The following is a 23,827-nucleotide window of genomic DNA, read 5'->3' on the forward strand; positions in this document are numbered from 1 at the left end:
CGACGGCTGACCGCTACGGCTCGGTGCCGCTGACCCGGACGCCGTCGACGTAGACGGTGATGCGGGCGTTGGTCGCGTAGCCCGGCGCGTTCGGGCGGAAGCTGTGGTCGTTGCTCTCGTCGAACGCCGACCAGTCGGGCTTGGCCATCCGCAGTTGGATCTGACCCGTCGAGGAACTGGGCGCCAGCGAACCAGAACCGAAACCCACCTCCAGGTACGCGTCCGCGCCCGGCCGGGCCGCCGGCAGGGTGACCACCCGGCGGGTGACCGTCCCGCAGCCGACGGCCGCCCAGTCGCACCAGACGTTGACCGTCGGCGCGCCGCCGTCACGGGTGAACCAGTAGCGCGCCGCCACCCGGCTCAGCGGCACAGCCGTCGTCCCGCTGTTGTCGAGCTGGATGCCGGGCTTGATCTGGTTGTCGCCGGGCGCCCAGTCCAGGTTGAGATAGCGCGCCGTCAGTGACGGTGCGCCGGGGCGGGGAGCGGTCAGCACGGTCAGGCCCGGCGAGGCGACGGATTCGTTGCCGGCCGCGTCGCGGGCGCGGACCGTGAAACGGTATTCCGACGAGGGTTGCAGGCCGGTCACCGTGACGCCGGGAGTTGCCGACGTGGCCGCCTTGTAGACGTAGTCGGTGTGCTGGGCCCAGACGTCGTAACCGACCACGCCGGTGTTGTCGGTGGACGGTGGCCAGGCCAGCGTCACCGAGTCCGGGCCGATCGCCGACGCCACCGGGGTGCCGGGTGCGCTCGGCGCCGCGCCGTCGACGACCGGGCGGCCGAGCACGAACAGGGTGATGCTGTCGGCCGGGAACGTCGCGTCGAACCCGCCGCCGGTGACCGGTTGGTCGGCCGCCCGCACGATCGCGCCTGGGTTGGCCGCGCCGTAGCGGTAGACCTGGGCGCTGGAGGCCGGGTGACCGGCGATCGACACCGGCGCCGTCCGCTCAGCGCCGCTCTTGTTCACCACGACCATGGTCAGCGCGCCGTCACTGGACCGTGTCGCCGCGTACACCGAGAGCAGTCCCTGGTCCTCGCTGGTGGCCCGGACGCCGACGTCACCGAACCGACCGCCGGCGCCGTCGTAGTTGCGGTAGATCCGGAACGCGAACGCGCCCGGGTCGGTGGCCGCCGGCGGCGACCACAGGGTGGCCAGGTCGAGCCGTTCGCGGCCGAAGATGCCGAGGATGTCGGCCTGGGCCAGCGCGCCGTTGACGCTGTCGAGCGCGCCCCAGTTGTATTCGGTGATCGCCGTCTTCGTGCCGGGATAGGTGGCCGCCACCAGGTCGCGCATCCGCGGCACCAGCCGCACCTGGGTGTTGATCCAGCTTTCGTCCACATAGGTGGGATCCCAGAGCGCTCGGGTCGAGCGCAGCCGCAGGGCGTTGGTGGCCGGGTCGGTGCCGTTGCCGAACGCGACGCCGTTGGCCTGCGGGTAGAAGTGCATGTCGAAGTAGTCGAGCACCCGGGTGCCGTGCGCCTGCTCGTACGCCTTCATCTGTTGCAGGTACCAGGTGGTGAACGGCAACCCGCCGCGGGCCGCGCGGTCCGGCGGGTCGGCCCAGCAACCGGTGCGGCCGCAGGTCTCCTGGTCCAGCCCGGAATAGTCCCAACTGGTCCAGCCCCAGCCGACCGGGCCGAGGGTCGCGGCGCTCGGGTCGGCGCTCTTCACCGCGGCGCCGATCTCGTAGGCCCGGTCGCGCAACTCGAGGGACCCGGCGCCGAGCGGGTGCACGTCGCGGTGGGTGCTGTGCCAGATGTCGGGTTCGTTGTCGAGGTTGTAGAACTGGACCCCACCCTCGGCGGCGGTGCCGTACTTGCCGGTCAGGTGGTCGACCCAGCCCTCGACGTAGTCGGCGCCGACCGGTGCGCTGGTGTCCCGCGGGTCGTTGCCGGTGATCGGCGTGCCGTCGGGCCGGATGCCGTTGCCGCAGTCCGGCCGCCACTCGTCGGTGCGCTGCTGCGGCCCGTATTTGGCGACGGAGAAGCCGCACGAGGCGTCGCGGGCCTTCGGCGCCCAGCCGATCAGCGGCACGGTCAGGATCGTGTCGGTGCCGGTGGCGCGGTCCTGCTCGACGAACTCGTCGGTCGACGAACCGTCCGGCAGCGCGGCCGGGTCGGCGTTCTCCTCGGCGATGTTCTCGAAGAACCAGTCGCTGGCCCGGTTGGTCGTGTCGTTGCGGTAGTCGTATCGGGTGGTGGCGTTCCCGCCCCAGCGGCGCACCGGCAGGTCGAGTTCGTCGGCGAGCGCGGCGTCGGCGAAGTTCATGCCGTAGACGTAGGGGCTGATCGGGTGCCGGTCCTGGGTCGTGTCGACGGTCAACGCCGGGCCGTCGGCGGCGAACGCGACCGGCGCGGCGGCGGGGGAGGCGGCCAGCAGGGCGGCGGCCAGGAAGGTGATCGGGCGCATGCGGGAATCCAAGAGGTGTCGGGCGCGCCCGTCGCCGGGCGGCAGCGTGAGATGCCCAGCCCGGACGACCCGAGATTAACCGACGTCCATCGATATCGCTACCGCTAAAGCGGGATCCACCCCGCTCGTGGGATGCGCGCGGGCGCGTCCCCGGCTACCGTCGGGCGATGGCCCTAATCGGTCAACCGGCCGGCGACAACTCCGGGCCGGCGCCCGCACCGGGTTGGGCGGGGGTCGGCACGGTCACTCTGCGCGAACTGTCCGGCCAGCCCAACCTGACGGCGGCCCGGCGCAGTGACCACCACGTCCTCGTGCTGGTCACGGTCGGCCATGGGCAGCACGAGATCGACTTCCGGCCCTACCCGTGCCGGCCCGGCACGCTGCTCTGGGTGCGCCCGGGCCAGGTGATCCGGTTCGGTGGCGGGGCCGGCCTCGACGCGATCGTGGTCTGCTGGGAGCCGGCGGCCGTCGCCGAGGTCGCCGACGACCCCGGCCTGCTCGACGGCGCGCTCGGCCCGGCCTTCTGGCAACTGGCCGGCGAAGACGAAGACGCGGTCATCAACGAGGTGAGCCAACTCGTCGTCGACTGCCAGCGGCACCGCTCCGGCACCCTCGCCGCCGGCCTGCTGCGCCACCAACTGGCGGTGCTGCTGCTGCGCATCGCGCTGCTGCCCGGGCGGGGGCCGGCGGAGCGCAACGACGCCTACGTGCGCTTCCGCCTGGAGGTCGACAAGGACTTCACCCGCACGAGACGGGTCGAGGAGTACGCGGAGCGGATGGGCTACTCGGTCCGCACGGTCACCCGGGCCTGTCTGGCCGCCACCGGCCGCAGCGCCAAGCAGGTCATCGACGACCGGGTCACGCTCGAGGCGATGCGGTTGCTGGCAGTGACCGACGACCCGATCGCCGACATCGGGCGGCGGCTGGGTTTCCCGGAGCCGACCAACTTCGGCCGTTTCTTCCACCGCGAGGCCGGCATCAGCCCGGGCGCGTTCCGCATCGCACAGCGCGGTGTTCCGAGGGGCCTGCTGCCGGCACAGCGGCGGGCTCCCGTGGCCGATCTCCATGGGCGCCCGGCACCGCGGGCCGGTGGCGAGGCATGATGGTCCCGTGCAGATATCGGCGCGCGGCGACTACGCGGTGCGGGCGGCGCTGAGCCTCGCCGCGGTGCATCCGTCGGTGATGTCGGCCCAGGCGCTGGCGGCCGACCAGGACATGCCCCGCAAGTTTCTCGAAGCGGTGCTGGCCGACCTGCGGCGGGCCGGCATCGTCCGGGCGCAACGCGGTGCCGAGGGCGGTTATGTGCTGACCCAGCCGCCGAAGGAGGTCACCATCGGCGCGATCCTCAGGGCGGTCGACGGGCCGCTCGCCGGGGTCCGTGGCATGCGGCCGGAGGAGACCGAATACGCCGGCTCCGCCGAGAACCTGCCCCGGGTCTGGGTCGCCGTGCGGGCCGCCGTCCGTGAGGTGGTCGACGAGACCACGCTGGCCGACGTGCTCAGCGGCAAGTTGCCCGCACACATCAAGAAGCTGACCACGCTTCCCGACGCCTGGCAGCCGCGCTGATGTCGGTGCTGGTGGCGTTCAGCGTGACCCCGCTGGGCGTCGGCGAAGGGGTCGCGGACCTGGTCGCGGAGGCCGTCCGGGTGGTTCGCGCCTCGGGCCTGCCGCACCGCACCGACGCCATGTTCACCACGGTCGAGGGCCAGACCTGGGACGAGGCGATGGCGGTCGTCCGGGACGCTGTCGCCGCCGTCCAGGCCCGCGCACCCCGCACCTCCACGGTCATCAAGGTCGACTGGCGGGAGGGCGTGACCGGCGCCCTGGACAGCAAGGTCGCCGCCATCGACCGCCTGCTCGGCTAGCCGACCGCTCCCACGTAGCGCACCCCGGTGAGCGCGACCCCGGCGGCCCGCTCGGCGGACTCGTCGATGGCGAGGTCGGCGAAGAAATAGGGTGCGGCCGCCAGCGAACGGGTCTGGAATCGCCGGCCCAGCGCCGCGACGATGGCGTCGGCGCGGTGCAGCCGCTCGGCTTCCGCCCACCCGTCGAAGTAGGCCGGCCAGGGTAGGCCCGACTGGTGCCAGCGCTGCGTGTGGTGGTGCAGCCAACCGTCTTCCTCGCCGGTCGGCAGCCGGTCGAAGCACCACGTGGCGGTGCGCTCGTCGAAGCGTTCGCGAGCCCACTCCACCATCACCAGCACCCCGCCCGGACGCAGGGCGGCAGCCATCCGGTCGACCATCAGGTCGAGGTCGTCGACGTGGTGCAGGGCGGTGCAGGTGACCAGCGCGTCCACCGGTTCGGGCGGCGCGTAGTGCTCGAACCGCAGTCGCCGGAACCGCTCGCCCGCGGGCCCCTCCGGGTCGACGCCGACCGCGTCGTATCCGGCGGAGTCGAGGAACGGCACGAAGCCGCCGGCCGGCCCGCAGCCGATCTCGATCACCCGGGCCGGCGCGGGTGGCAGCGCGGCGCTGACGAAGCGCCAGCCCGCGTCGAGCCACCGCCGGTCGGCCTCGGTCATCGCGCGTCGACGAGTTCGACCGTCGCCGTGCCGGTGACCGTGACCAGCGCGAACGCCTCGGCGGCGAGCGGCAGCCGGGCAGCGGCCGCCGCGTCGGCATCCGCGTCCGAGTCCCAGGTCCAGGCGTCCGTCCACGAGCCGTCGGCGGTGCGGGTCAGGGTGGTCGCGGTCGGGCCCGGGAACGCGGCCCGCACGGTGGCGATCAGTTCGGCGCGCTTGGCCAGCATGCCGTCGGTGTCCGGGGTGTTGGCGGTGAACCGGGTGATCCGTACGATCGACATTTCGATCTCCTCGCTAGAGTCGCTCACTAGTGACTGACTCTAGAGTTACACTAGGTCCGTGACGACAGTCAAGGGCAAGGCGCCGAACCGGCGCGCCGAGAAGGCCCGGGAGACCCGCACCCGGATGCTCGACGCGGCCCGGGAGCTGTTCGTCGCGCAGGGCTACGGCGCGACGACGCTCGCCGACGTGGCGAAGGCCGCCGGCGTCGCCGTGCAGACCATCTACTTCACCTTCAACAACAAGCGGTCGTTGCTCAAGGAACTTGTCGACGTCACCATTGCCGGCGACGACGAGCCCGTGGCGACGATGGACCGGCAATGGTTCCGCGACGCGGTCGCCGCACCGACCGCCGTCGAGCACCTGCGCGGCCAGGTCGCGGGCTCGCGGGCGGTGCTCGACCGGATCGCTCCGATCATGAGCATGGTCGGCGTCGCCGCCGCGTCGGATCCGGAGGTCGCGGCGATCTGGCCACGCGACGTCGACCCGCGCTTCACCGTGCTGTCGACCTCGGCCCTGTCCCTGGTGGACAAGCCCGGCGCCCGCTCCGGCGTCAGCGCGGCCGAGGCCGCCGACCGGCTCTACGGCATCCTCTCGCCGGAGCTCTATCTCGTCTTCGTGCGGGATCGCGGCTGGTCACCGGAGCGCTACGAGCAGTGGGCCTTCGAGACACTTCGGCAGCAGCTCTGCGCCTGACACCGGCGGTACGGTGATGCGATGGAGTTTCAGGATGTCGTCCGCAAGCGCCGGATGGTGCGCGCCTACGATCCCGACCGCCCGGTGCCGCCCGACGTCGTCGAGCGCATCGTCCGCAACGGCCTGCGCGCACCGTCGGCGGGCTTCTCGCAGGGCTGGGGCTTTCTGGTCCTGGACGCGCCCGACGACCACGACCGGTTCCGGGCGGCCATGCGGCGGTCCGCCGAGCCGGAGAAATGGTTCGCCGCCAGCTACGCGGCGCCGCTGTTGATCGTCCCGTGTTCGCACAAGGACGCTTACCTCGACCGCTACGCCCAGGCCGACAAGGGCCACGACGACCGCTCCGACGCCTGGTGGCCGGCGCCCTACTGGGACATCGACACCGGCATGGCCTCGCTGATGATGCTGCTGACCGCCGTCGACGCCGGGCTCGGCGCGTGCTTCTTCGGCCTGCCGATCGACGCGATCGAGCCGTTCAAGAAAGAGTTCGGGGTGCCCGCCGGCTTCGCACCGATCGGTGCGATCTCGGTCGGCTACAGCGACGAGCCGCCCCGCGACCTGCGTCACCGCCGTCGCCCGACCGGCGACGTGGTCTTCCGCGGCAACTGGGGCCAACCCGCGTCAGGCGACTAGCACCGGCTCGCTCTCGTTGTTGTTGCGGTCGAGCGCGGTCACGCAGTAGCTGCCGAGCGGCCCGATCCAGCTGGGCAGGTCGGTCGCGCGGACCGTGGCCACGAGGTCGGCCTTGCCGGTCTCGGGTTCGGCGCGGTAGATCGCGTACCCCGTCACGCCCTCGGCCGGCCGCCAGGTCAGCACCGTGCGGTCGCCGTCGCGCCGGGCCCCGGTCGGGCTCGGCGCCGGCGGCCGGGCGTCGACCAGCCGGCTGACCACCGGCACCAGGGCCGGCTGGGCATAGTGCGCGTCGCGATAGCGGGACACCGCACCGAGCCGGTCGGCCTTCACCTGCTTGGCGCTGAAGTGGATGCTGCCCGCGACGCCGTAGCGGTCGTTGAGGGCGAGCTGCCGGTCGAGTTCGGCCGGCTTGCTCCACGGGCCTTCCTCGCCGATGCGGTAGTCGGCCTGTCCGATGTAGAGCTGGGTCCCGGTGCCCTTGACCGTCTCCGCCCACCACGGCAGCAGCTTGGCGTAGTCGGCCTTGTCGAACCCGATGTTCCAGTAGAGCTGCGGCACGATGTAGTCGAGCCATCGCTCCTTGACCCACTTGCGGGTGTCGGCGTAGATGGCGTCGTAGCTCTCCAGGCCGTGGGTCGGCGAGCCGGCCGGGTCGGTAGCCTGGTTGCGCCAGATCCCGAACGGGCTCAGGCCGAAGCGTACCCACGGTTTGAGCTGGCGGATCCGGGCACTGATCTCCTGGATGAAGGTGTCCACATTGGCCCGCCGCCAGTCGGCCCGCGGCCGGCCCTCGCCGTAGCGCGCGTAGCTGCGGTCGTCGTTGAACTCGTGCCCCTCCGGATAGGGGTAGAAGAAGTCGTCGAAGTGGACGCCGTCGATGTCGTAGCTGTTGACCGCTTCGAGGATGGTGTCTTCCACGTAGCGGCGGGCGGCGGGGACGCCCGGGTCGAAGTAGAAGCGGCTGTTCTTCTCACCCTCGGGAAACGCCACCGCCCAGTCCGGGTGCTTGCGCAGCGGGTGGTCGGGCGCCAGCTTCGCGAAGTCGGCGCCGGCACCGCCGGAGGTCGCCGGCTGGCTGCCCCGGTAGGGGTTGAACCAGGCGTGGAACTCGAGGTTGCGGGCGTGGGTCTCGGCGATCATCCAGGCCATCGGGTCCCAGCCCGGGTCTTTGCCGCGCACCCCGGTGAGCCACTCCGACCAGGGCGCGTAGGCCGACGGCCAGAACGCGTCGCCGCTGGGCCGGACGTGGACGAACACCGCGTTGTGGTTCATCTTCTGGGCCAGGTCGAGCCACCCGAGGTATTCGGCCTTGACGGTGGCCTCCGGCAGCCCGGGCTTGCTCGGCCAGTCGATGTTGCTGACCGTGGTGAGCCACATCCCGCGCAGTTCGCGCTTGGCGACCAGCGACTGTGGGTCACAGCTGACCGTGGCGGCACCGGCCGCGCCCGGGTCGGGATCCGATTGGGAGGCGCGCCCGAGCAGCGTGGCGCCGGCCGGCACCGTCACGGCGAGCGCGACGACCACCAGCCCGATGAGCAACCGACGCTGCACGGCACAGACGGTAGGGCTCGACCATGCGGAGGGTCAACCGAGCAAAGGCGTCCATAAGGTTCCGACGGCCACCGGCCACCGTACGGGTCAGGGCTGGTTGAATCGGCTCATGATTCACATCCGACCGACCGAGCTCGGCGACGCGCCGGTGCTCGCCGCCGCCTACACCGCCAACTGGCCGTTCCTGGCGCCCTGGGATCCGGTGCGCGACGAGGTCTTCTTCACCCCGGCCGGGCAGCGGGCGCGCATCGAGGGCATGCTCGCCGACCGGGGCGCGTACCCCTGCGTCATCGAACTCGACGGCGAGGTGGTCGGCACCGTCACGCTCACCCAGATGGAGTACGGCCCGGCCCAGTCGGCCAACCTGGGCTACTGGGTCGCGCAGGCGGTCAACGGCCGCGGCATCGCGTCACGCGCCGTCGAGCTGATCGTCGAACGCGCGTTCGGCGAGCTGGGCCTGCACCGGCTCCAGGCCGGCACGCTGGAGCACAATTTCGGCTCCCAGAAGGTGCTCGCCAACAACGGGTTCGAGCGGATCGGCATCGCCCGGGACTTCCTGCGCATCCAGGGCCGGTGGCAGGACCACATCCTCTTCCAGCGGGTCAACGAGGGCTGGGAACCGGCGTGACCGGGCGGCAGACGATCACCAGCGGTTCGACCTTCGAAGAGCGCATCGGGTACGCCCGCGCGGTGGTCGACGGCGACCACGTCTACGTCTCCGGCACCACCGGGTACGACTACGCGACGATGACGATCGCCGACGGCGTCGTCGAGCAGTGCGCGCAGGTCATCCGCAACATCGAGGCGGCGCTGGCCGAGGCCGGCTGCACGCTCGCCGACGTGGTCCGGGTCCGCTACCTGCTGCCCGAACGCGCCGACTTCGAGCCCTGCTGGCCGACCCTGCGGGCGGCGTTCGGCGGGGTCCGGCCGGCCGCCACGATGATGGTCTGCGGCCTGGCCGACCCGGCGATGCGGATCGAGATCGAGGTCGACGCCAGGCGATGATGGTGGGGTGCGCACACCCCCAGAGCTGCTCGTCGGAACGCCGGGACGGTATGCCCGGGAGGTCTTCCACCAGCGCCATCCGACCCTGATCGACCGGGTGGCCGCCGCGCACCCCTACTCCGCGGCGCAGCGGGCGGCCCTGGGCGCACTGCTCGACGAGTCGCTGACCGGGGAGATCCGGCCGCTGCCCGACGACGCGCCCGACCTGCCCGACTGGGCCGCCTGGGACCGCGGCCACGTCGGTCGCCCCTGGGCCGACGCGCCGTTCCTCTGGGCGGAAAGCTACTTCTACCGCCGGATCCTGGACGCCGTCGACTACTTCCGCCCGGGTCCGTGGCTCGGCGTCGACCCGTTCCGCCCGATGAAGGACGCCGAGTTCGCCGACCCCGGGCTGGACGGCGACTTCGCCTGGGTCGCGGCGCTGGGCCGGGAGCCCGACGCGGCCGGGCTCGCCACCGTGGTGAAAGCCGCCGTGTTCGGCAACCGGGCCGACATCAGCTTCCGGTTGCAGGAGCCGGACGGGGGCGACGCCAATGCCGAGTTGCTGGTCGACGACACGGCGCGGCTGCTGACCGAGTTGGCCGGCGGGCCCGGCGCGGTCTGCCTGATCGCCGACAACGGCGGCCGCGAGGTGATGGCCGACCTGGTGCTGGCCAACTGGCTGCTCGACACCGGCCTGGCCGACCGGATCACCCTGCACGTCAAACCCGTGCCCTACTACGTGTCCGACGCGACGGCATCCGATGTGGACGCCGCTGCCGCGCGGCTGGGCCGGCCGCTGGACTCGCGCGTGGCCGTGCGTACACACGCATTCTGGTGTGCACCGCTCGACTTCGGCGCCATGCCCGCGGACCTGCGCGCCGACCTGGCCGGGCACCGGGTGGTCGTCGCCAAGGGTGACCTCAACTACCGCCGGTTGGTCGGCGACCGCGACTGGGACCCGACGACGCCGATCCGCGCCGCGGCCACCGACCTGGGCGTGCCGGTCGTCGCGCTACGGACCTGCAAGTCGGAGGTGGTGGTCGGGCTCGACCCGGCTACCGTCGCCGGCCTCGACGCCGCGGAGCCGCGCTGGCGGGTCAGTGGCCGGCACGGGATGGTGCAGGCGCGCTGACCCGGGTGGCCAGGTCGACCAGGAGCACCTCGCCGGTCGGCGACAGGCAGGTGACCCGGCCGCGGGGGTTGAGCCGGTCGTCGGCCGCGTAGCGCCGGGCCAGCTCGTCCGACGCACCGTCGTCGCCGTCGTCGGCGGCCAGCAGCAGGGCGGCGATCTCGTCGGCGAGTGCCGCGCCGGCCTCGTCGAAGGTCTCGGTCATGTCGCCCCAGACGTCCCAGAGCAGCACCTCGTCACCCTGGAGGGCGGCGAGTTCGGCGATCACGTAGCTGCGGATGAACGAGGCGCCGCGGATCGGCATCGACGGGTCGACGCCGTAGGTCTCGGGGTCGATCTCGCCCCGCCGGTAGGCGGTCCACACCGCCGCGGCGGTCGCGAACGGGGTGCCGGCGCCGTCGGGCCGGGGCATGTCGTCGGGGTCGAACGGCCAGTCGCCGGGGCCGATCTGCGGGTCGGCGAGCACCCAGCGGCTGCCGTTCCAGTAGTCGGCGACGACGTGGTCGTGGTGCCAGCCGGGCACGAAGAAATAGTCGGCGAAGCCGATCCGGACCCGGGCCGGCACGCCCTGGTGGCGCAGTGCCGAGACGGCGAGCAGCGAGAAGTCGCGGCAGCAACCGCCGACCCGCTCGGCGGCGGCACGGGGCGCTTCCAGCGGTGCGTCGTGTCGCTCCTGGTCGGTCGCCAGCAGCCGGTCGATCCAGCGGTGGTTGATGTCGTCGGCGTGCTCGGGCGGCAGCGTGACGTTGGGGTCGCGGTAGTGCGTGACCACGTTGCGCACCACGGCCATCAGCTCGCGCGGGTCGGTGGGCAGCTTGTCGAACAGGGTCGCGTAGCCGCCGGGGTCACTGAACGCGGTCTGCCGCGTGTGGTTCATCGGTCCTCACTCTCCATTGTGGTCTCGACTGGGATCGCCACGTGCATGAACGGGTCGGTGTCGGTGATGTCGCGCCACTCGGCGAAATAGATCTCCCGGGGCGCGCCGGTCGTCACCAGCCCGGTGTCGCGCAGATGGTCCTCGACGTCGTCGTACGCCAGCATGATCTTGGGGTAGAAGCAGTCGCCGCGGGTCACCGTGGCCGCCGCGAGGGTCTGCGCCGGCTCGATCCGGATGAGGATGTCGTCGGTCGGCTCGACGCTGCCGGTGAACGGCAGGCCGATCTCGACCGTGGCCTCGCTGTCGGGCGTGACGTGGCCGTGGAACAGGATCCACCGCTCGCCGACCGGTTCGGCGCCGGCTGCCCGCAGGTAGGTGTCGATCTCCGCAGCGCGGGCCAGCGTCGTCGGCACCAGCGACTGCTGGTCACACTCGCTGGTGATCGCGGCGACCTTCAGCCTGGGGCGGTCGATCAACCTGATCGGGTACGGCGTCCGCGGCGGACCCGACCGGGTGAGCTGGGCCCGCAGGTAATCGGCGCTCGCCCGGTGCGACCGCACCTGCGCCTCCCGGGCCTGCCACCAACGGTCGAGCCGGATCGCCGCCTCGGTGTCGGAGCCGGCGAGCACCTCGGCCACCACGGCGAGCGGCATGTCGATCTGGCGCAGCAGGCTGATCCGGCGGGCCCGCTCCACCTGTTCCACGCTGTAGCGGCGGTAGCCGGTGGCGGGGTCGACGCTGGCCGGTCGGAGGAGGCCGGAGACCTCGTACAGGCGAAGCGCTTTTGCCGACAAACCGGTCCGCCGGCCGAACTCGCCGATGGTCAGGTCGCGCACGTCCATGACCGCCAGTCTTCACCTTGCCCAAGGGTCAAGGTAAAGAGCGCAACGAAGTGGGTATCCGGATGCGTCTCTTTAATGAGGCGGGGAGGCCGCGATGCCGGAGGAGATCGAGAAGCCCGAACCGAAACGCAAGCCGTCGACCGTCCCGCGCTGGGCGCGGGTCTGCGTGATCGCCGGCGCCATCCTGATGGTCGTCAGCGGCGGCCTGATCGTCACCTCGCAGGCGCTGCTGGCCCGCTACGAGGGCGCGGTCACCACCGAGGACCTGTTCGGCGAGGGCACCGAGGTCGAGGCCAAGAGCGACATCAAGGGCCCACTCAACATCCTGCTGGTCGGCATCGACCCGCGGGAGGAGACGCAGCAGCCGCTGGCCGACTCGATCATGATCATGCACATCCCGGCCGGGCTCGACCGGGGCTATCTGTTCTCGCTGCCGCGCGACCTGCTGGTCGACATCCCGCCGTTCCCGAAGACCGGCTTCGACGGTCGCCGCGACAAGCTCAACGCGGCCATGGCCTTCGGCAGCAAGGTGCCCTCCGGCAAGGTGCCCGACCGGGCGAAGGGCTTCGAGTTGCTGTCCAACACGGTCAGCGGTTACACCGGCATCAAGCGGTTCGACGCCGGCGCGATCGTCAACTTCAACGGCTTCAAGAAGATCGTCGACGCGATGGGCGGCGTCACGATGACGGTCGACCAGGATGTCGTCTATTCCGAGCACCTCAAGCCCGACGGCACCCATCGCCCCAACGACGGCTCCGGCGACGAACACCCCTACTACGGGCCGCAGGCCAAATACACCAAGGGCACCCATAAGTTCAAAGGCTGGCAGGCGCTCGATTACGTACGGCAGCGCTACAGCGTCAAGGGTGGCGACTACGGCCGGCAGCGGCACCAGCAGCAGTTCGTCAAGGCGATGGCACAGCAGGCGCTGAGCAAGGACGTGATCACCGACCTGCCCAAGCTCGACCGGGTGATCCGGGCGGCGGGGGAGTCGCTGGTGTTCAACGGGCGCGGGCACAGCGTGACCGAGTTCGCCTTCGCGCTCAAGGGCATGCGGCAAGACTCGATCACGATGGTCAAGCTGACCGGGCGCACGATCTACAAGTCCGGCGGTGGTTACGCCGGCGAGGAGCTGAACGCCGACGCGAAGCAGTTCTTCGCGGCGGTGCGGGGCGACACCGTCGACGCGTTCATGGCTGGCCATCCGGAATTCGTCAACAAGTAGCATCCGGGAATGACGGAAAGCCGGATCCGTGCCACGTACGACGCGGTGGCCGCCGCCTACGACGCGGCGTTGCGCGACGAACTGACCGGCAAGCCGGTCGACCGCGCGCTGCTCGACGTGCTCCTCGAGCTGAGCCCCGGGATCGTGGCCGACGTCGGCTGCGGCCCGGGGCACGTCACCCGCTACCTGGCCGCCCGGCACCGTGCGGTGGTCGGCGTCGACCTGTCGCCGGCGATGGTGGAGATCGCCCGCGGCGCGGCGCCGGGGCTCAGCTTCGAGGTCGGCTCGATGCTCGACCTGCCGGTCGCCGACGACGCCTGGTCCGGCATCGTGGCGTTCTACTCGATCATCCACTTGACGCCGGCGGAGCGGGCCTCGGCCTTTCGCTCGTTCGCCCGGGTGTTGGCGCCGGGCGGGTGGGTGCTGGTCTCCTTCCACGTCTCGGCCGACGGCAAGCCGGCCGGCTCCGTGCAGCACCTCGACTCGTGGTTCGGGGCCGCCGTGGATCTTGACTCGTTCTACCTCGATCCTGCCGACGTGGTCGCCGACCTGGTGGCGGCCGGTTTCGTCGTGTCGGCCACGACGGAGCGCTCGCCACTGCCCGATGTGGAGTATCCGAGCCGGCGGTGCTATCTACTCGCCCAGCTGCACGCGTAGTCCGTTCAGGCGCCAGGTGGCCGGGTCGGGGATGCGGCCGGCTTCTGACGTGACGGCCAGCCGCGGGTAGCGGTGGAACAGAGTGGTCAGCGCCACCTCGGTCTGGAGCCGGGCCAGCGGTGCGCCCAGGCACAAGTGCGGTCCGTGTGCGAAGCCGAGGTGGTTGTTGGGCGCGCGGTGCACGTCGAAGCGCTCCGGGTCGGCGAAGGCGCGCGGGTCCCGGTTGGCCGCGGCGAGCAGTGCGGTCACCGGCTCGCCCTTCTTGACCGGCTCGCCGCACAGCTCGACGTCTTCCTGGGCCCGGCGGGGGATGGCCAGCAGCTGCGGGCCGCACCAGCGGATCAGCTCGTCGACCGCACCCGGCGCTCGGCCGCCGGTCATGGCCGTTCGCTGGTCAGGGTGGTCGAGCAGCACCGGCACGGCGTTGGCGATCAGGTTGGTCGGCGTCTGGCCGGCGAGCACCAGGTGCCAGACGAAGGTGACCAGTTCCGTGTCGGTGAGCTGATGGCCGGTTCCCTGTAGGCGGCTGATCAGGTCGTCGGCCGGCTGCTTGCGGTCGACGGCGTTCCGCGCCGCCTCGATGATGGCGGGGATCGCTTCGGTGAAGGCCTTGCCGTGTCCCGCGGCGATCGCCTGCCCGTGCGTGCGCCACTGTGGACGGTCGTGGTCGGGCACACCGACCAGCTCGCAGATCACCTCCATCGGCAGCGGGGTCGCGAAGTCGCGCAGGAGGTCGACGGTGCCGTCCGGGTCGGCGGCCCGGGCGAGGTCGTCGAGCAGGGTATCGACGATGCGCTGCACGGTGGGGCGGAACTCGGCGGCGCGGCGCGCGGAGAACTCGGGCGTCACCAGCCGCCGGAGGCGGGCATGCTCGTCGCCCTCGAGGTGCTGCATCGTGCGCAGGTGGGGGCGGCAGTGCGCGGGCACGTCGAGGCGCTGGAAGCTGTCGTCGCCGAGCGCGAACCGCGGATCGGCCAGCATGGCCCGGGCCTCGGCGTGCCGGGTCACCGCCCACATCCGGGGCAGGCCCGATGCCACCAGCGCGGCGATCGGGGCCTGGTCGCGGGCCCGTCCGTACCCCTTGACGGGGTCGCGCGTCAGTTCCGGATCGGCGAGTTGGATCGTGGCGGTCATCGGATCCTCGGATGTTAGGGTCAGATGTTCTCATCATCTGAATGGTGGCGATATCTTGACACGGACATCCGCGGCGGCGCCAGCCCTGGTGCCGCCCGAGCGTGCGACGGGAGTGGGATGGCGAGGCTCAGCCGGGCCGAGGCGCAGGAGCACAACCGTTCGAAGGTGCTGGCCGCGGCGCGCGCCGAGTTCATCGAACGCGGCTTCCGGGCGGCCAAGATCGACGCGATCGCCGAGCGGGCCGAACTCACCCGGGGCGCGGTCTACTCCAACTTCCCCGGCAAGCGCGCCCTCTACTTCGCTGTGCTGGCGGAGGCAGCGGTGACGGAGCCGGATTCCGCACCGTCCGCGACAACGCCCGGCGAGGCGCTGGCGGCGTTCGCCCGCACCTGGGTCGCCCGGCTGCCCTTGTCCACCGACGACGAGCGTTCGCCCGCGCGGCTGGGCGCCGACGTGCTGCCGGAGATCATGGCCGACGAGCAGATCCGGTTGCCGTACGCCCAACTTCTGAAGCTCAACGCCCTGCTGCTCGGCCTGGCCCTGGAGAACCTGGCGTTCGCCGACCTGCGCACCCGCACCGGCCGCCGGGTCCGGGTGGCCGAGACGGCACTGACCACATTGCACGGTGCCAGCCAACTCGCGGCGGCTGCGCCGGGCTTCCTGGAGCCGTTCGACGTGGTCCGGGCCTGCGCCCGGCTGGCCGACCTCGACCTCGACGACGCCTGGCTGCCGCCGCACCTTCCCTACGCCGTCAAGGCCCGCCCCGTCGACGAGCGCTGGTCACCCCCGGCGGGCGCGCCGACCGGCGGCGTGGTGGCGATCCTCGGCCTGCACCGGTTGGCGTCGGTCGAGGAGGCGGTCCGCGCGGCACCGGCGGGCGTCCCGGTCACGGTCGCGCTGGTGACCAGCTCGCCGGACGAACTCGCTCCATTGGCCCGGCTGGCCCTGGCCGAGGTCGCGGGTTGCCTGCGGGAGGCGTTCCCACCGGCGGCGCTGCCGCGCCTGCGGGTGCTGCACGACGACGCGGGTGCGCTGGCCGCGGCGGCGGGCCTGCCCGCGGTGAGCGACACGACCCAGGCGGCGGTCCTGGTCCGCGACGGCCGCGTGGTCGCCCGCGCCGAGGGCTACGGCGCCTGCCACGCGGCGGCCGAGGCGGCTACCGGGTGACCACCACCTTGCCGATCGTGGCGGAACTCTCCACCCGGGCGTGCGCGTCCCGCAGCGTCTCGGCGTTGAGCGGCCCGAGGCGGGTGGTCGCCGTGCTGCGAACCTTGCCGGCGTTGACCAGCTTCGCCGTCTTCTCCAGCAGCTCGTGCTGGTAGGGATCCTCGGGCAGCAGGATCGGCCGGGTGAACATCAGCTCCCAGTGCCAGGCGACGCTCTTCGGCTTGAGCGGGAGCAGGTCGAGCCCGGTGGGCTCGTCGATCGCCGCGATGTGCCCGAACGGCCGGATCACCGCCGCGTAGTTGTCGATGTTGCCACGGGAGAACGGGCTCACGATGTAGTCGACGCCGTCGGGCGCCACGGCGTGCACCGAGTCCACAAGGTCGTGCCGGTCGACGATGTGGTGCGCACCCATCTCGGTGGCCCACTTCTGTGACTCGCCCCGCCCGGCGGTGCCGAGCACGGTGAGGCGGGTGCGGGCCCGGGCGAGCTGCAGCACCATCGATCCGACGCCACCGGCCGCCCCGATCACCAACAACGTGCCGGCGTCACCCGGTTGGAGTCCAAAGTGGTCGAACAGGATCTCCCACGCAGTGATGGTGGTCAACGGCAGCGCGGCCGCGTCGCCGAAGTCGATACTGGCCGGCTTGTGCCCGACAATGTTCTCGTTGACCACCTGATACCCGGCCGCGCTGCCCGGCCGGTCGATCCGCCCCGCGTAGTAGACCTCGTCACCGACCACGAACCGGCTCACGTTGGGTCCGTTGGCGACGACCACCCCGGCGGCGTCGTTGCCGAGAATCCGAAAGCCGTGCGGGTCGGCCTGCCTGCGGGTCTTGACGTCGGCCGGGTTGACCGAGATCGCCTCCACCCGCACGAGCAGTTCGTGCGCCGCCGGCGTGGGCACCGGTACCTCGGCGTCGACCAGGCTCTCCGGATCGTCGACGGGCAACGGCTTGCGGTAACCGACCGCGTGCATGAGATCACCCATCAATTCACCGTAGCTCTGCTTCCGTGCCGTCCTGCGCTCCACTGCGTAGGCCGAATGCCGCTCGGCGGACGACGCCGCGCGGGCGCGGCCGCGGGACCGTCGGAACGTACCGGTTCCCTAAGAGGAGGAGCTCACGATGTTGGCACAGGTCACGACCTACGCCGCCGACCCCGCATGGCACAACGGACCCTGGAACCACGGTGGCCCCGGCTGGTGGATCGTCTTCCCGATCCTGTTCTGGGTGCTGGTCCTCTCGACGATCGGCTACGTCATCTGGCGCCGCTCGCCGATGCAGAGCGCCCGCCACGCCGGCGAACAAACCCTGGCCGAACGCTACGCCCGAGGCGAGATCGACGAGACGGAACTCCGCGAACGCAGCGCGGCCCTCCGCAACAAACACTGACCCCGCCGCGTTTTCGTGAGGCCTGAGGCACGTCGCCACCGCGAGCACCGCGCGGCGCTGAGCACTACGTAGCTGGCGGCCGCGCGGGCTTGCGGCGTGAGGAGCCGCACGGCCCTCAGCAACAAACACTTACCCGCCGCGTCTCCGTGCGGCCTGAGGCACGTCGCCACCGCGAGCGCCGCGCGGCCCTGAGCACTACGTAGCTGGCGGCTGTGCGGGGCATGCGGCGTGGGGAGCCGCGCGGCCCTGGGCCCAATTTCCAGGCGGCCTTGCGGTCTGAAAGCGGCGCGCCGCCCGGCTCCCCGTATTGCTTGCAAGCCGGGCGGCGGACGGGCCCGCTGCTGTGTTGCAGGGCCGCCGAGGAGACAGGCGGCTCCCGGACGTTGGGTGTCGTTTGAGCCGTACATGTTCTGGCATGTAGCCACATGCAAGAACATGTACGCGCCGAGAGCACCCACGGGTCGGAGTCGCCCCGGGTGGCGGTGGCGGCGGCGGACCTGGCCATGGCGGCGGACCTGGCAGCGGCGGCGGACCTGGCAGCGCAGCGCTTTATCGCTCGGGCACGGCCGTGGTCAGCGTTAACCCGGGCCGAGCAGCCGATGGTTCAGGCGAGCGCCTGCTGGATGGCCAAGGTGTTCTGGTATTCGCGCCAGCGAGCGATCTTGCCGTTGCGGGCCGTGAGGACCGCGATGAAGGCCGCCGTCGCCTGCCGGGCGGTGGTGGTCGACGTTCCGGTGAGTTCGTATTCGACGATGATCGTGTCGGGGTCGGTGGTGTCGTGGATGGCCGTCGTGTGGCAGGCGTCGAAGCGGACGGGGAAGGCCGCGCGCTGGGGGTTGGCGAAGTCGAGGAACTGCTGGCGGCCCTCGATCCGGTGTGGACCGCCCGCCGCGAAGGGTGTCTCGATGACCACGTCTTCGGCCAGTAGGTCGCCGGTCAGCGGTGCGACGCCGCCGAACCAGTGCTGGCGCATCTGCTCGAACAGGTCGCGTGGGGTGGTGGGCACGGTCCGACCTCCACAAGGTGAGTGACGACTCAGGAAACCGACGATAGTGAGTCGAGACTCATTTTGTCTACGGCGAGCTGCCTACTCGAACTCGGCGGGCTCGGTCAGGTCGTCGCCGCCCCACAGGTCGTCGTCGGCCGCCGCAGAAGCGACGGGGGCACGGGCAGCGGCGGGGGCGGGGACGGCGGCGGGCAGGGACTCGGCCAGGACGTCGAGCACCTGCTGGCCGTATTTGGCGAGTTTGTTCTCGCCCACGCCGCTGACCTTGCCCAGCTCGGCCAAGGTGCGCGGGCCGTCGTTGGCGAACTGGCGCAGCGTGGCGTCGTGGAAGATGACGTACGCCGGGACGCCCTGCTCCTTGGCCGTCGCGGCGCGCCACGCACGGAGGCGCTCGAAGGTGCCGACCGCGTCGCCGGACAGCGTCGCCGCGGCGGCCGCGGCCTTCGGGGTTGCCGCGCGCGCTGACTGCCGAGGGGTCTTGGGTGGATCGCGGCGCAGCATGACCTGGCGTTCCTTGCTGAGCACGGACCGGCTCGCGTCTGTCAGCAGCAGCGTGCCGTAGTCGCCCTCGACCGCGAGCAGGCCCTGGGCCAGCAGTTGGCGGACCGCACCGCGCCACTCGGCCTCGGACAACTCGGTGCCGATGCCGAAGACGCTGAGTTGGTCGTGGCGGAAGCGGGTGACCTTGTCGGTCTGGCGGCCGAGCAGGATGTCGATCACCTGGCCGGCGCCGAAGCGTTGGTTGCGTTCGCGGTCGAGGCGGAGCACCGCGGACAGCAACTTCTGCGCGGCGATCGTGCCGTCGAAAGACGACGGTGGGGTCAGACAGGTGTCGCAGTTGCCGCACTGGGACTCGCCGGGCTCGCCGAAATAGGCCAGCATCTGCGCCCGCCGGCACGAGACCGTCTCGCACAGGGCGAGCATCGCGTCGAGATGGGCGGCCAGCGCGCGGCGGCGGGTGCGGTCGGCGTCGGACGTTTCGATCATCTTGCGTTGCTGGACCACGTCTTGCAGGCCGTAGGCCAGCCACGCCGTCGACGGCAACCCGTCGCGGCCGGCGCGGCCCGTCTCCTGGTAGTAACCCTCCACCGACTTGGGCAGGTCGAGGTGGGCGACGAAGCGCACGTCGGGCTTGTCGATGCCCATGCCGAACGCGATCGTCGCGACCATCACCAGGCCGTCTTCGCGCAGGAAGCGCGACTGGTTGCCCGCGCGGGTCACCGCGTCGAGGCCCGCGTGGTAGGGCAGGGCCTGGATGCCGTTGGCGACGAGCAATTCCGCCGTGCGCTCGACCGACGCGCGGGACAGGCAGTAGACGATGCCGGCGTCGCCCTTGTGCTCGGTGCGCAGGAAATCGAGCAACTGGGTGGTCGGGCTCTTCTTCGGCACGATGCGGTATTGGATGTTGGGCCGGTCGAAGCTGGCCACGAACCGCTGTGCGTCGGTCAGGTTGAGCCGGGTGGCGATCTCGTCGCGGGTCGCCGTGGTCGCCGTCGCGGTGAGCGCGATCCGGGGGACGTCGGGCCAGCGTTCATGTAGGACCGACAGGCCCAGGTAGTCAGGGCGGAAGTCGTGGCCCCACTGGGCCACGCAGTGTGCCTCGTCGATCGCGAACAGGGCTATCCGCCCGCGCTCGAGCAGGCGCATCGTGTTGGGCGAGCCGAGCGCCTCGGGCGCCAGGTAGAGCAGGTCGAGGTCGCCGCCGACGAACGCGGCCTCCATCTCGCGCCGCTCGCTCCACTCCTGGGTCGAGTTGATGAACCCGGCCCGCACGCCGAGCGCCCGCAGCGCGTCGACCTGGTCCTGCATCAGCGCGATCAGCGGCGAGATCACCACCCCGACACCGGGACGGACGATCGCCGGAATCTGGTAGCACAGCGACTTGCCGCCGCCGGTCGGCATCAGGACCAGCGCATCGCCCCCGCTCACGAGCCGGTCGATGATCTCGGCCTGCTGGTTGCGGAACGTGTCGTAGCCGAAGAGCCGCCGGAGCACCTCAACCGGCGCGGCCCCCACCATCTCCGCTGACGTCGCCACCCGGCGATTCTATGGGGCCGGCGGCCCGGCGCATTTCTGCCTGTGGATAAATCAATCGATACGCATGAGCGTACAAAATCGGGGCCTTGACCGCTCGTCCAGGAGGGATATCGTAAGCAGGTGCGTACGGACTTTGAGGTGGACATCGCGCGCCGGATCAACGCCGGCGTCGCGGCCTACACCGAACGGGTCCGGTCCAAGCGCGCCGGCCTGCTGACCTTGACCCAGACGGCGGTGCTCGGTCAGCTCTACCGGCACGGCGCGATGACGCCCGGTGAGATCGCCGAGCGCCTGCGCGCCAAGCCGCAAACGCTCACCCGGGTGCTCGCCGCACTGCAGGAACGCGGCCGGATCGCCCGCACGCCCGACCCGAGCGACGGCCGCCAGTCACTCATCACCATCACCGTCGGTGGCCGCGCCGCCCTGGGCGAGGAGATGCGCCCGCGCCACCTCTTCGCCGCCGAGCTCATCGCGAGCGAGCTCACCGATGCCGAACGTGACCTGCTGACGATCGCCGCCGGCCTGCTGGAGCGGCTGGCCGCCGCCGGTGACCCACCGGTCCGAGCCGAGCCATGACCCAGACACGAACACCACCAGCAGGGGATACGCGCGGCCGTGCGCGACCCGCTCGAAGGAGCGCACAGGGCCGGGCCGAAGAGCCCGACGTCCGCCCTCCCTTGCGGAGGGTGACCGCACTTTTCCGCGCCCACCGCTGGTGGGTCGTCGCCCTGGTCGTCTCCGCGTGCCTGGTCGGCGCGGTCAACGTCGTCTCACCGTTCCTGCTCCGCGCGATCATCGACCGCGGCCTGCCGGAGAAGAACGCGACGCTGATCTCCTACCTCGCCGCCGGCATGATCGTCGCGGCTCTGGTCGGTGCCGGGCTCGGCGTGCTGACCACCTGGCTGGCCAACCTGATCGGCCAGCGGGTCATGCACGAGTTGCGGGTCCGGGTCTTCACGCATCTGCAGCGGATGTCGCTGCTCTACTACGTGCGCACCCGCCCGGGCGAGCTCCAGTCGCGGATCGCCAACGACGTCGGCGGCGTGGAGAACGTGGTCGCCAACACCGCGGCCACCGCCGTGCAGAACGCGACGAGCGCGGCCGCCGTCGCCGTCGCAGCCCTGATCATGAGTTGGAAGCTGGCGCTGATCTGCCTGCTGGTCGTCCCGCTGTTTCTGCTGGCCGCGATCCGGCTCGGTGGCCAGCGGCGCCGGATCGCCCGCCGCCGGCAGGGTCAGCTGGCCAACCTGACCTCGATCGTCGAAGAAGGACTCTCGGTGGCCGGCATGATGCTCGCCACCACGATGGGGCGGCGGGCCGCGCTGGCCGAGCGGTTCACCGCCGAGTCCAAAGCGGTGGCCGACAGCGAGATGCGCGCGGCGATGAGCGGCAAATGGCTGCTGTCGACCCGGCGGGCCAGCCTGACCATGGTGCCGGCTGTCGTCTACTGGGTGGCCGGGCTCGCCTTCGCACACGGCGCGGTGATCATCTCGATCGGCACCGCGGTCGCGTTCACCAGCATGCTCAACCGCCTGGTCGGCCCGGCCAGCGCGCTGCAGGGTCTTGGCCTGCAGGTGTCGACCTCGATGGCGTTGTTCGGCCGGATCTTCGAGGTGCTCGACGAACCCGTCGACATCACCGAGAAGCCCGACGCCCGCGCGCTGCCGACGGTGGCCGGCGAGGTGCGGTTCGAGGGCGTCGCGTTCCGTTACGCCGACGACCAGGCGTGGACGCTCGACGGCATCGACCTGCACGTGCCGGCCGGCACCACGACCGCGCTGGTCGGTGAGACCGGCTCCGGCAAGACGACGCTCGGTTACCTGGCTGCCCGGCTCGTCGACCCCGGCCGCGGCGCGATCCGGATCGACGGCGTCGACCTGCGCGACCTGCGCCTCGACGCGATCGCCGGCGCGGTCGGGCTGGTCTCCCAGGACACCTACCTGTTCCACGACACGGTGCGGGCCAACCTGCTGTTCGCCGCGCCCGACGCGAGCCAGGAGCAGATCGAGGCGGCCTGCCGGGCAGCCAGGATCCACGATCTGGTCGAGTCGCTGCCCGAGGGATACGACACCGTGGTCGGTGCCCGCGGCCACCGCTTCTCCGGTGGCGAGCGGCAACGTCTGGCGATCGCCCGGATGCTGCTGCGTGACCCGCCGGTGCTGGTGCTCGACGAGGCGACCAGCGCGCTCGACAACGAGACCGAGCGGGCGGTGCAAGCGGCCCTCGACGAGCTGTCCAAAGGCCGCACGACGATCGCGATCGCACACCGGCTGTCCACCGTCCGGCACGCCGACCAGATCGTGGTGCTCGACCGCGGCCGGATCGTCGAGCGCGGCCGGCACGATGAGTTGATCAAGCTGGGCGGCCGCTACGCCCGCTTGGCAGCGGCGCCCGGGCCGGGCGTTTGGGCCGCCGGGGCCGGGGAATCCCCAGTTGATGAGGCAGTTGCTGACCAGACTCGAACAGGCGTCCGGTCTCGACCGGATCAGTGATCCACTTCAGCGTGGCCTGCAGGCGGTGCTCAAACCCCGCTTCCTGCGCGACGCCCTGCACGGCGTGCAACTCGGCCACCCGCTCCACCCAGCGCTGGCGATGTTCACCGTCGGTTCGTACACCAGTGCCAGCATCCTTGATCTGATTCGCGGCCAGGAAGTGGCCGCGACCACTATGGTCGGCCTGGGTGTCGCCAGCTCGCCGCTGACCGCCCTGGCCGGCGCCAACGACTGGGCCGAACTCGACAAGGAGCAGCGCCGGGTCGGCCTGGTGCACCTGGCGTCCAACGCGGTCGCGGCCGGGCTCTACGCCGCATCGCTCGTCTCCCGGCTCAACGGCAACCACCAACGCGGGCGGTGGCTCGGGTTCGCCGGGTTCGGGGCGGTCAACCTGGGTGCCTTCCTCGGCGGCCACCTCGCCTACGCCCAGGGCGCACAGGTCAACACGGCCGCGGCCGAACTGCACCGGATCAGCGACGGCTGGCACCCGGTCGCCGACCTCAGCGCGCTGCCGCACGGAATGCCGGTCGCCCGCAGCATCGGCGAGGTGCCGGTGCTGGTCTACCGCGACGGCGACCGGGTCTCGGTGCTGCTGGAGCGCTGCGGCCACGAGACCGGTCCGCTCGGCGAGGGCCGGGTGGTCGACATCGACGGCGACGCGTGCGTCGAATGTCCCTGGCACGGCAGCACGTTCCGGCTCAACGACGGCCTGGTCATGCACGGTCCGGCCGGCAGCGATCAGCCGGTGCTGCGTACCCGCGTGGTCAACGACGTGGTCGAGGCCAACCTGCCGTAA

General features: G+C 71.4%; 24 protein-coding genes and 1 pseudogene. 15 read left to right on the forward strand and 10 right to left on the reverse strand.

What is annotated here, in order from left to right:
• Positions 1–13: 13 nt before the first annotated feature.
• Complete coding sequence (locus tag AB0J74_RS16620; protein WP_363448618.1) at positions 14–2,407, reverse strand: glycoside hydrolase family 44 protein; 2,394 nt, start codon at positions 2,405–2,407, stop codon at positions 14–16.
• Between the two features lie 167 nt (positions 2,408–2,574).
• On the opposite strand from AB0J74_RS16620, the gene AB0J74_RS16625 reads away from it, so the two are divergent.
• Genes AB0J74_RS16625 through AB0J74_RS16635 form a run of 3 tightly spaced genes read left to right on the forward strand, consistent with a single transcriptional unit; the run spans position 2,575 to position 4,272 of the window.
• On the forward strand, positions 2,575–3,510 hold the full coding sequence (locus AB0J74_RS16625; RefSeq protein ID WP_363448619.1) for an AraC family transcriptional regulator: 936 nt from the start codon (positions 2,575–2,577) through the stop codon (positions 3,508–3,510).
• A 7-nt stretch (positions 3,511–3,517) separates the two neighbouring features.
• Positions 3,518–3,973: an Rrf2 family transcriptional regulator gene (locus AB0J74_RS16630; RefSeq protein WP_363448620.1), complete on the forward strand. Its 456-nt coding sequence runs from the start codon at positions 3,518–3,520 to the stop codon at positions 3,971–3,973.
• The gene (locus tag AB0J74_RS16635; RefSeq protein ID WP_363448621.1) at positions 3,973–4,272 is read left to right on the forward strand and encodes a thiamine-binding protein; all 300 of its coding nucleotides are present in this window, start codon (positions 3,973–3,975) and stop codon (positions 4,270–4,272) included. The genes AB0J74_RS16630 and AB0J74_RS16635 overlap by 1 nt, the downstream gene beginning before the upstream one ends.
• Here AB0J74_RS16635 and AB0J74_RS16640 read toward each other — a convergent pair.
• Positions 4,269–4,928, reverse strand: a complete 660-nt coding sequence (locus AB0J74_RS16640) for a methyltransferase domain-containing protein (RefSeq protein WP_363448622.1) — start codon at positions 4,926–4,928, stop codon at positions 4,269–4,271. The two genes, AB0J74_RS16635 and AB0J74_RS16640, sit on opposite strands and share 4 nt — an antisense overlap.
• Positions 4,925–5,209 carry a hypothetical protein gene (locus AB0J74_RS16645; RefSeq protein ID WP_363448623.1) on the reverse strand — a complete coding sequence of 95 codons (285 nt, stop codon included), beginning with the start codon at positions 5,207–5,209 and terminating at the stop codon, positions 4,925–4,927. Before AB0J74_RS16645 ends, AB0J74_RS16640 begins: the two co-directional genes overlap by 4 nt.
• A gap of 58 nt (positions 5,210–5,267) precedes the next feature.
• Between AB0J74_RS16645 and AB0J74_RS16650 the strand changes: the two genes are divergently transcribed.
• Both AB0J74_RS16650 and AB0J74_RS16655 read left to right on the forward strand, forming a co-directional pair.
• Complete coding sequence (locus tag AB0J74_RS16650) at positions 5,268–5,903, forward strand: helix-turn-helix domain-containing protein (RefSeq protein WP_363448624.1); 636 nt, start codon at positions 5,268–5,270, stop codon at positions 5,901–5,903.
• A 21-nt stretch (positions 5,904–5,924) separates the two neighbouring features.
• Positions 5,925–6,536 carry a nitroreductase family protein gene (locus AB0J74_RS16655; RefSeq protein WP_363448625.1) on the forward strand — a complete coding sequence of 204 codons (612 nt, stop codon included), beginning with the start codon at positions 5,925–5,927 and terminating at the stop codon, positions 6,534–6,536.
• Here AB0J74_RS16655 and AB0J74_RS16660 read toward each other — a convergent pair.
• Complete coding sequence (locus tag AB0J74_RS16660) at positions 6,525–8,087, reverse strand: family 10 glycosylhydrolase (protein ID WP_363448626.1); 1,563 nt, start codon at positions 8,085–8,087, stop codon at positions 6,525–6,527. The two genes, AB0J74_RS16655 and AB0J74_RS16660, sit on opposite strands and share 12 nt — an antisense overlap.
• Positions 8,088–8,196: 109 nt before the next feature.
• On the opposite strand from AB0J74_RS16660, the gene AB0J74_RS16665 reads away from it, so the two are divergent.
• Genes AB0J74_RS16665 through AB0J74_RS16675 form a run of 3 tightly spaced genes read left to right on the forward strand, consistent with a single transcriptional unit; the run spans position 8,197 to position 10,206 of the window.
• Positions 8,197–8,715, forward strand: a complete 519-nt coding sequence (locus AB0J74_RS16665; protein WP_363448627.1) for a GNAT family protein — start codon at positions 8,197–8,199, stop codon at positions 8,713–8,715.
• Positions 8,712–9,092 (forward strand): RidA family protein, encoded by a 381-nt coding sequence (locus tag AB0J74_RS16670; RefSeq protein WP_363448628.1) that lies wholly within the window; start codon positions 8,712–8,714, stop codon positions 9,090–9,092. The genes AB0J74_RS16665 and AB0J74_RS16670 overlap by 4 nt, the downstream gene beginning before the upstream one ends.
• A gap of 7 nt (positions 9,093–9,099) precedes the next feature.
• A complete protein-coding gene (locus tag AB0J74_RS16675; RefSeq protein WP_363448629.1) occupies positions 9,100–10,206 on the forward strand; it encodes a damage-control phosphatase ARMT1 family protein in 1,107 nt (368 codons plus the stop codon).
• On the opposite strand, the gene AB0J74_RS16680 is transcribed toward AB0J74_RS16675, so the two are convergent.
• Positions 10,172–11,080: a transglutaminase-like domain-containing protein gene (locus AB0J74_RS16680; RefSeq protein ID WP_363448630.1), complete on the reverse strand. Its 909-nt coding sequence runs from the start codon at positions 11,078–11,080 to the stop codon at positions 10,172–10,174. The genes AB0J74_RS16675 and AB0J74_RS16680 overlap by 35 nt on opposite strands.
• A complete protein-coding gene (locus tag AB0J74_RS16685) occupies positions 11,077–11,922 on the reverse strand; it encodes a MerR family transcriptional regulator (RefSeq protein WP_363448631.1) in 846 nt (281 codons plus the stop codon). The genes AB0J74_RS16680 and AB0J74_RS16685 overlap by 4 nt, the downstream gene beginning before the upstream one ends.
• A 94-nt stretch (positions 11,923–12,016) precedes the next feature.
• Between AB0J74_RS16685 and AB0J74_RS16690 the strand changes: the two genes are divergently transcribed.
• Complete coding sequence (locus AB0J74_RS16690; RefSeq protein ID WP_363448632.1) at positions 12,017–13,147, forward strand: LCP family protein; 1,131 nt, start codon at positions 12,017–12,019, stop codon at positions 13,145–13,147.
• Between the two features lie 9 nt (positions 13,148–13,156).
• Positions 13,157–13,804 carry a class I SAM-dependent methyltransferase gene (locus AB0J74_RS16695; protein WP_363448633.1) on the forward strand — a complete coding sequence of 216 codons (648 nt, stop codon included), beginning with the start codon at positions 13,157–13,159 and terminating at the stop codon, positions 13,802–13,804.
• On the opposite strand, the gene AB0J74_RS16700 is transcribed toward AB0J74_RS16695, so the two are convergent.
• Entirely contained in the window at positions 13,781–14,938 is a 1,158-nt protein-coding gene (locus AB0J74_RS16700; RefSeq protein WP_363448634.1) for a cytochrome P450, read from the reverse strand. The two genes, AB0J74_RS16695 and AB0J74_RS16700, sit on opposite strands and share 24 nt — an antisense overlap.
• A 117-nt stretch (positions 14,939–15,055) precedes the next feature.
• Between AB0J74_RS16700 and AB0J74_RS16705 the strand changes: the two genes are divergently transcribed.
• Positions 15,056–16,105 (forward strand): helix-turn-helix domain-containing protein, encoded by a 1,050-nt coding sequence (locus tag AB0J74_RS16705; RefSeq protein ID WP_363448635.1) that lies wholly within the window; start codon positions 15,056–15,058, stop codon positions 16,103–16,105.
• On the opposite strand, the gene AB0J74_RS16710 is transcribed toward AB0J74_RS16705, so the two are convergent.
• Complete coding sequence (locus AB0J74_RS16710; RefSeq protein ID WP_363448636.1) at positions 16,095–17,093, reverse strand: zinc-binding alcohol dehydrogenase family protein; 999 nt, start codon at positions 17,091–17,093, stop codon at positions 16,095–16,097. The two genes, AB0J74_RS16705 and AB0J74_RS16710, sit on opposite strands and share 11 nt — an antisense overlap.
• A gap of 136 nt (positions 17,094–17,229) precedes the next feature.
• Here AB0J74_RS16710 and AB0J74_RS16715 point away from each other — a divergent pair, with 136 nt between their 5' ends.
• On the forward strand, positions 17,230–17,496 hold the full coding sequence (locus tag AB0J74_RS16715; RefSeq protein ID WP_363448637.1) for a hypothetical protein: 267 nt from the start codon (positions 17,230–17,232) through the stop codon (positions 17,494–17,496).
• A 604-nt stretch (positions 17,497–18,100) separates the two neighbouring features.
• Here the strand turns inward: AB0J74_RS16715 and AB0J74_RS16720 are convergent.
• Together AB0J74_RS16720 and recQ are read right to left on the reverse strand one after the other, a co-directional pair.
• Complete coding sequence (locus AB0J74_RS16720; RefSeq protein WP_363448638.1) at positions 18,101–18,502, reverse strand: nuclear transport factor 2 family protein; 402 nt, start codon at positions 18,500–18,502, stop codon at positions 18,101–18,103.
• Between the two features lie 201 nt (positions 18,503–18,703).
• Positions 18,704–20,521 (reverse strand): annotated as a pseudogene (gene recQ / locus AB0J74_RS16725) (DNA helicase RecQ); the annotation flags it as partial.
• 138 nt (positions 20,522–20,659) lie between these two features.
• On the opposite strand from recQ, the gene AB0J74_RS16730 reads away from it, so the two are divergent.
• From AB0J74_RS16730 to AB0J74_RS16740, 3 genes are all read left to right on the forward strand, one after another.
• Positions 20,660–21,115 carry a MarR family transcriptional regulator gene (locus tag AB0J74_RS16730; RefSeq protein ID WP_363448639.1) on the forward strand — a complete coding sequence of 152 codons (456 nt, stop codon included), beginning with the start codon at positions 20,660–20,662 and terminating at the stop codon, positions 21,113–21,115.
• Positions 21,116–21,225: 110 nt separating this feature from the next.
• Complete coding sequence (locus AB0J74_RS16735) at positions 21,226–23,031, forward strand: ABC transporter ATP-binding protein (RefSeq protein ID WP_363448640.1); 1,806 nt, start codon at positions 21,226–21,228, stop codon at positions 23,029–23,031.
• Positions 22,976–23,827 carry a Rieske 2Fe-2S domain-containing protein gene (locus AB0J74_RS16740; protein ID WP_363448641.1) on the forward strand — a complete coding sequence of 284 codons (852 nt, stop codon included), beginning with the start codon at positions 22,976–22,978 and terminating at the stop codon, positions 23,825–23,827. Before AB0J74_RS16735 ends, AB0J74_RS16740 begins: the two co-directional genes overlap by 56 nt.

Origin of the sequence: Asanoa sp. NPDC049573 (genome assembly GCF_040676615.1) — a bacterium.
Taxonomy (GTDB): Bacteria; Actinomycetota; Actinomycetes; order Mycobacteriales; family Micromonosporaceae; genus Asanoa.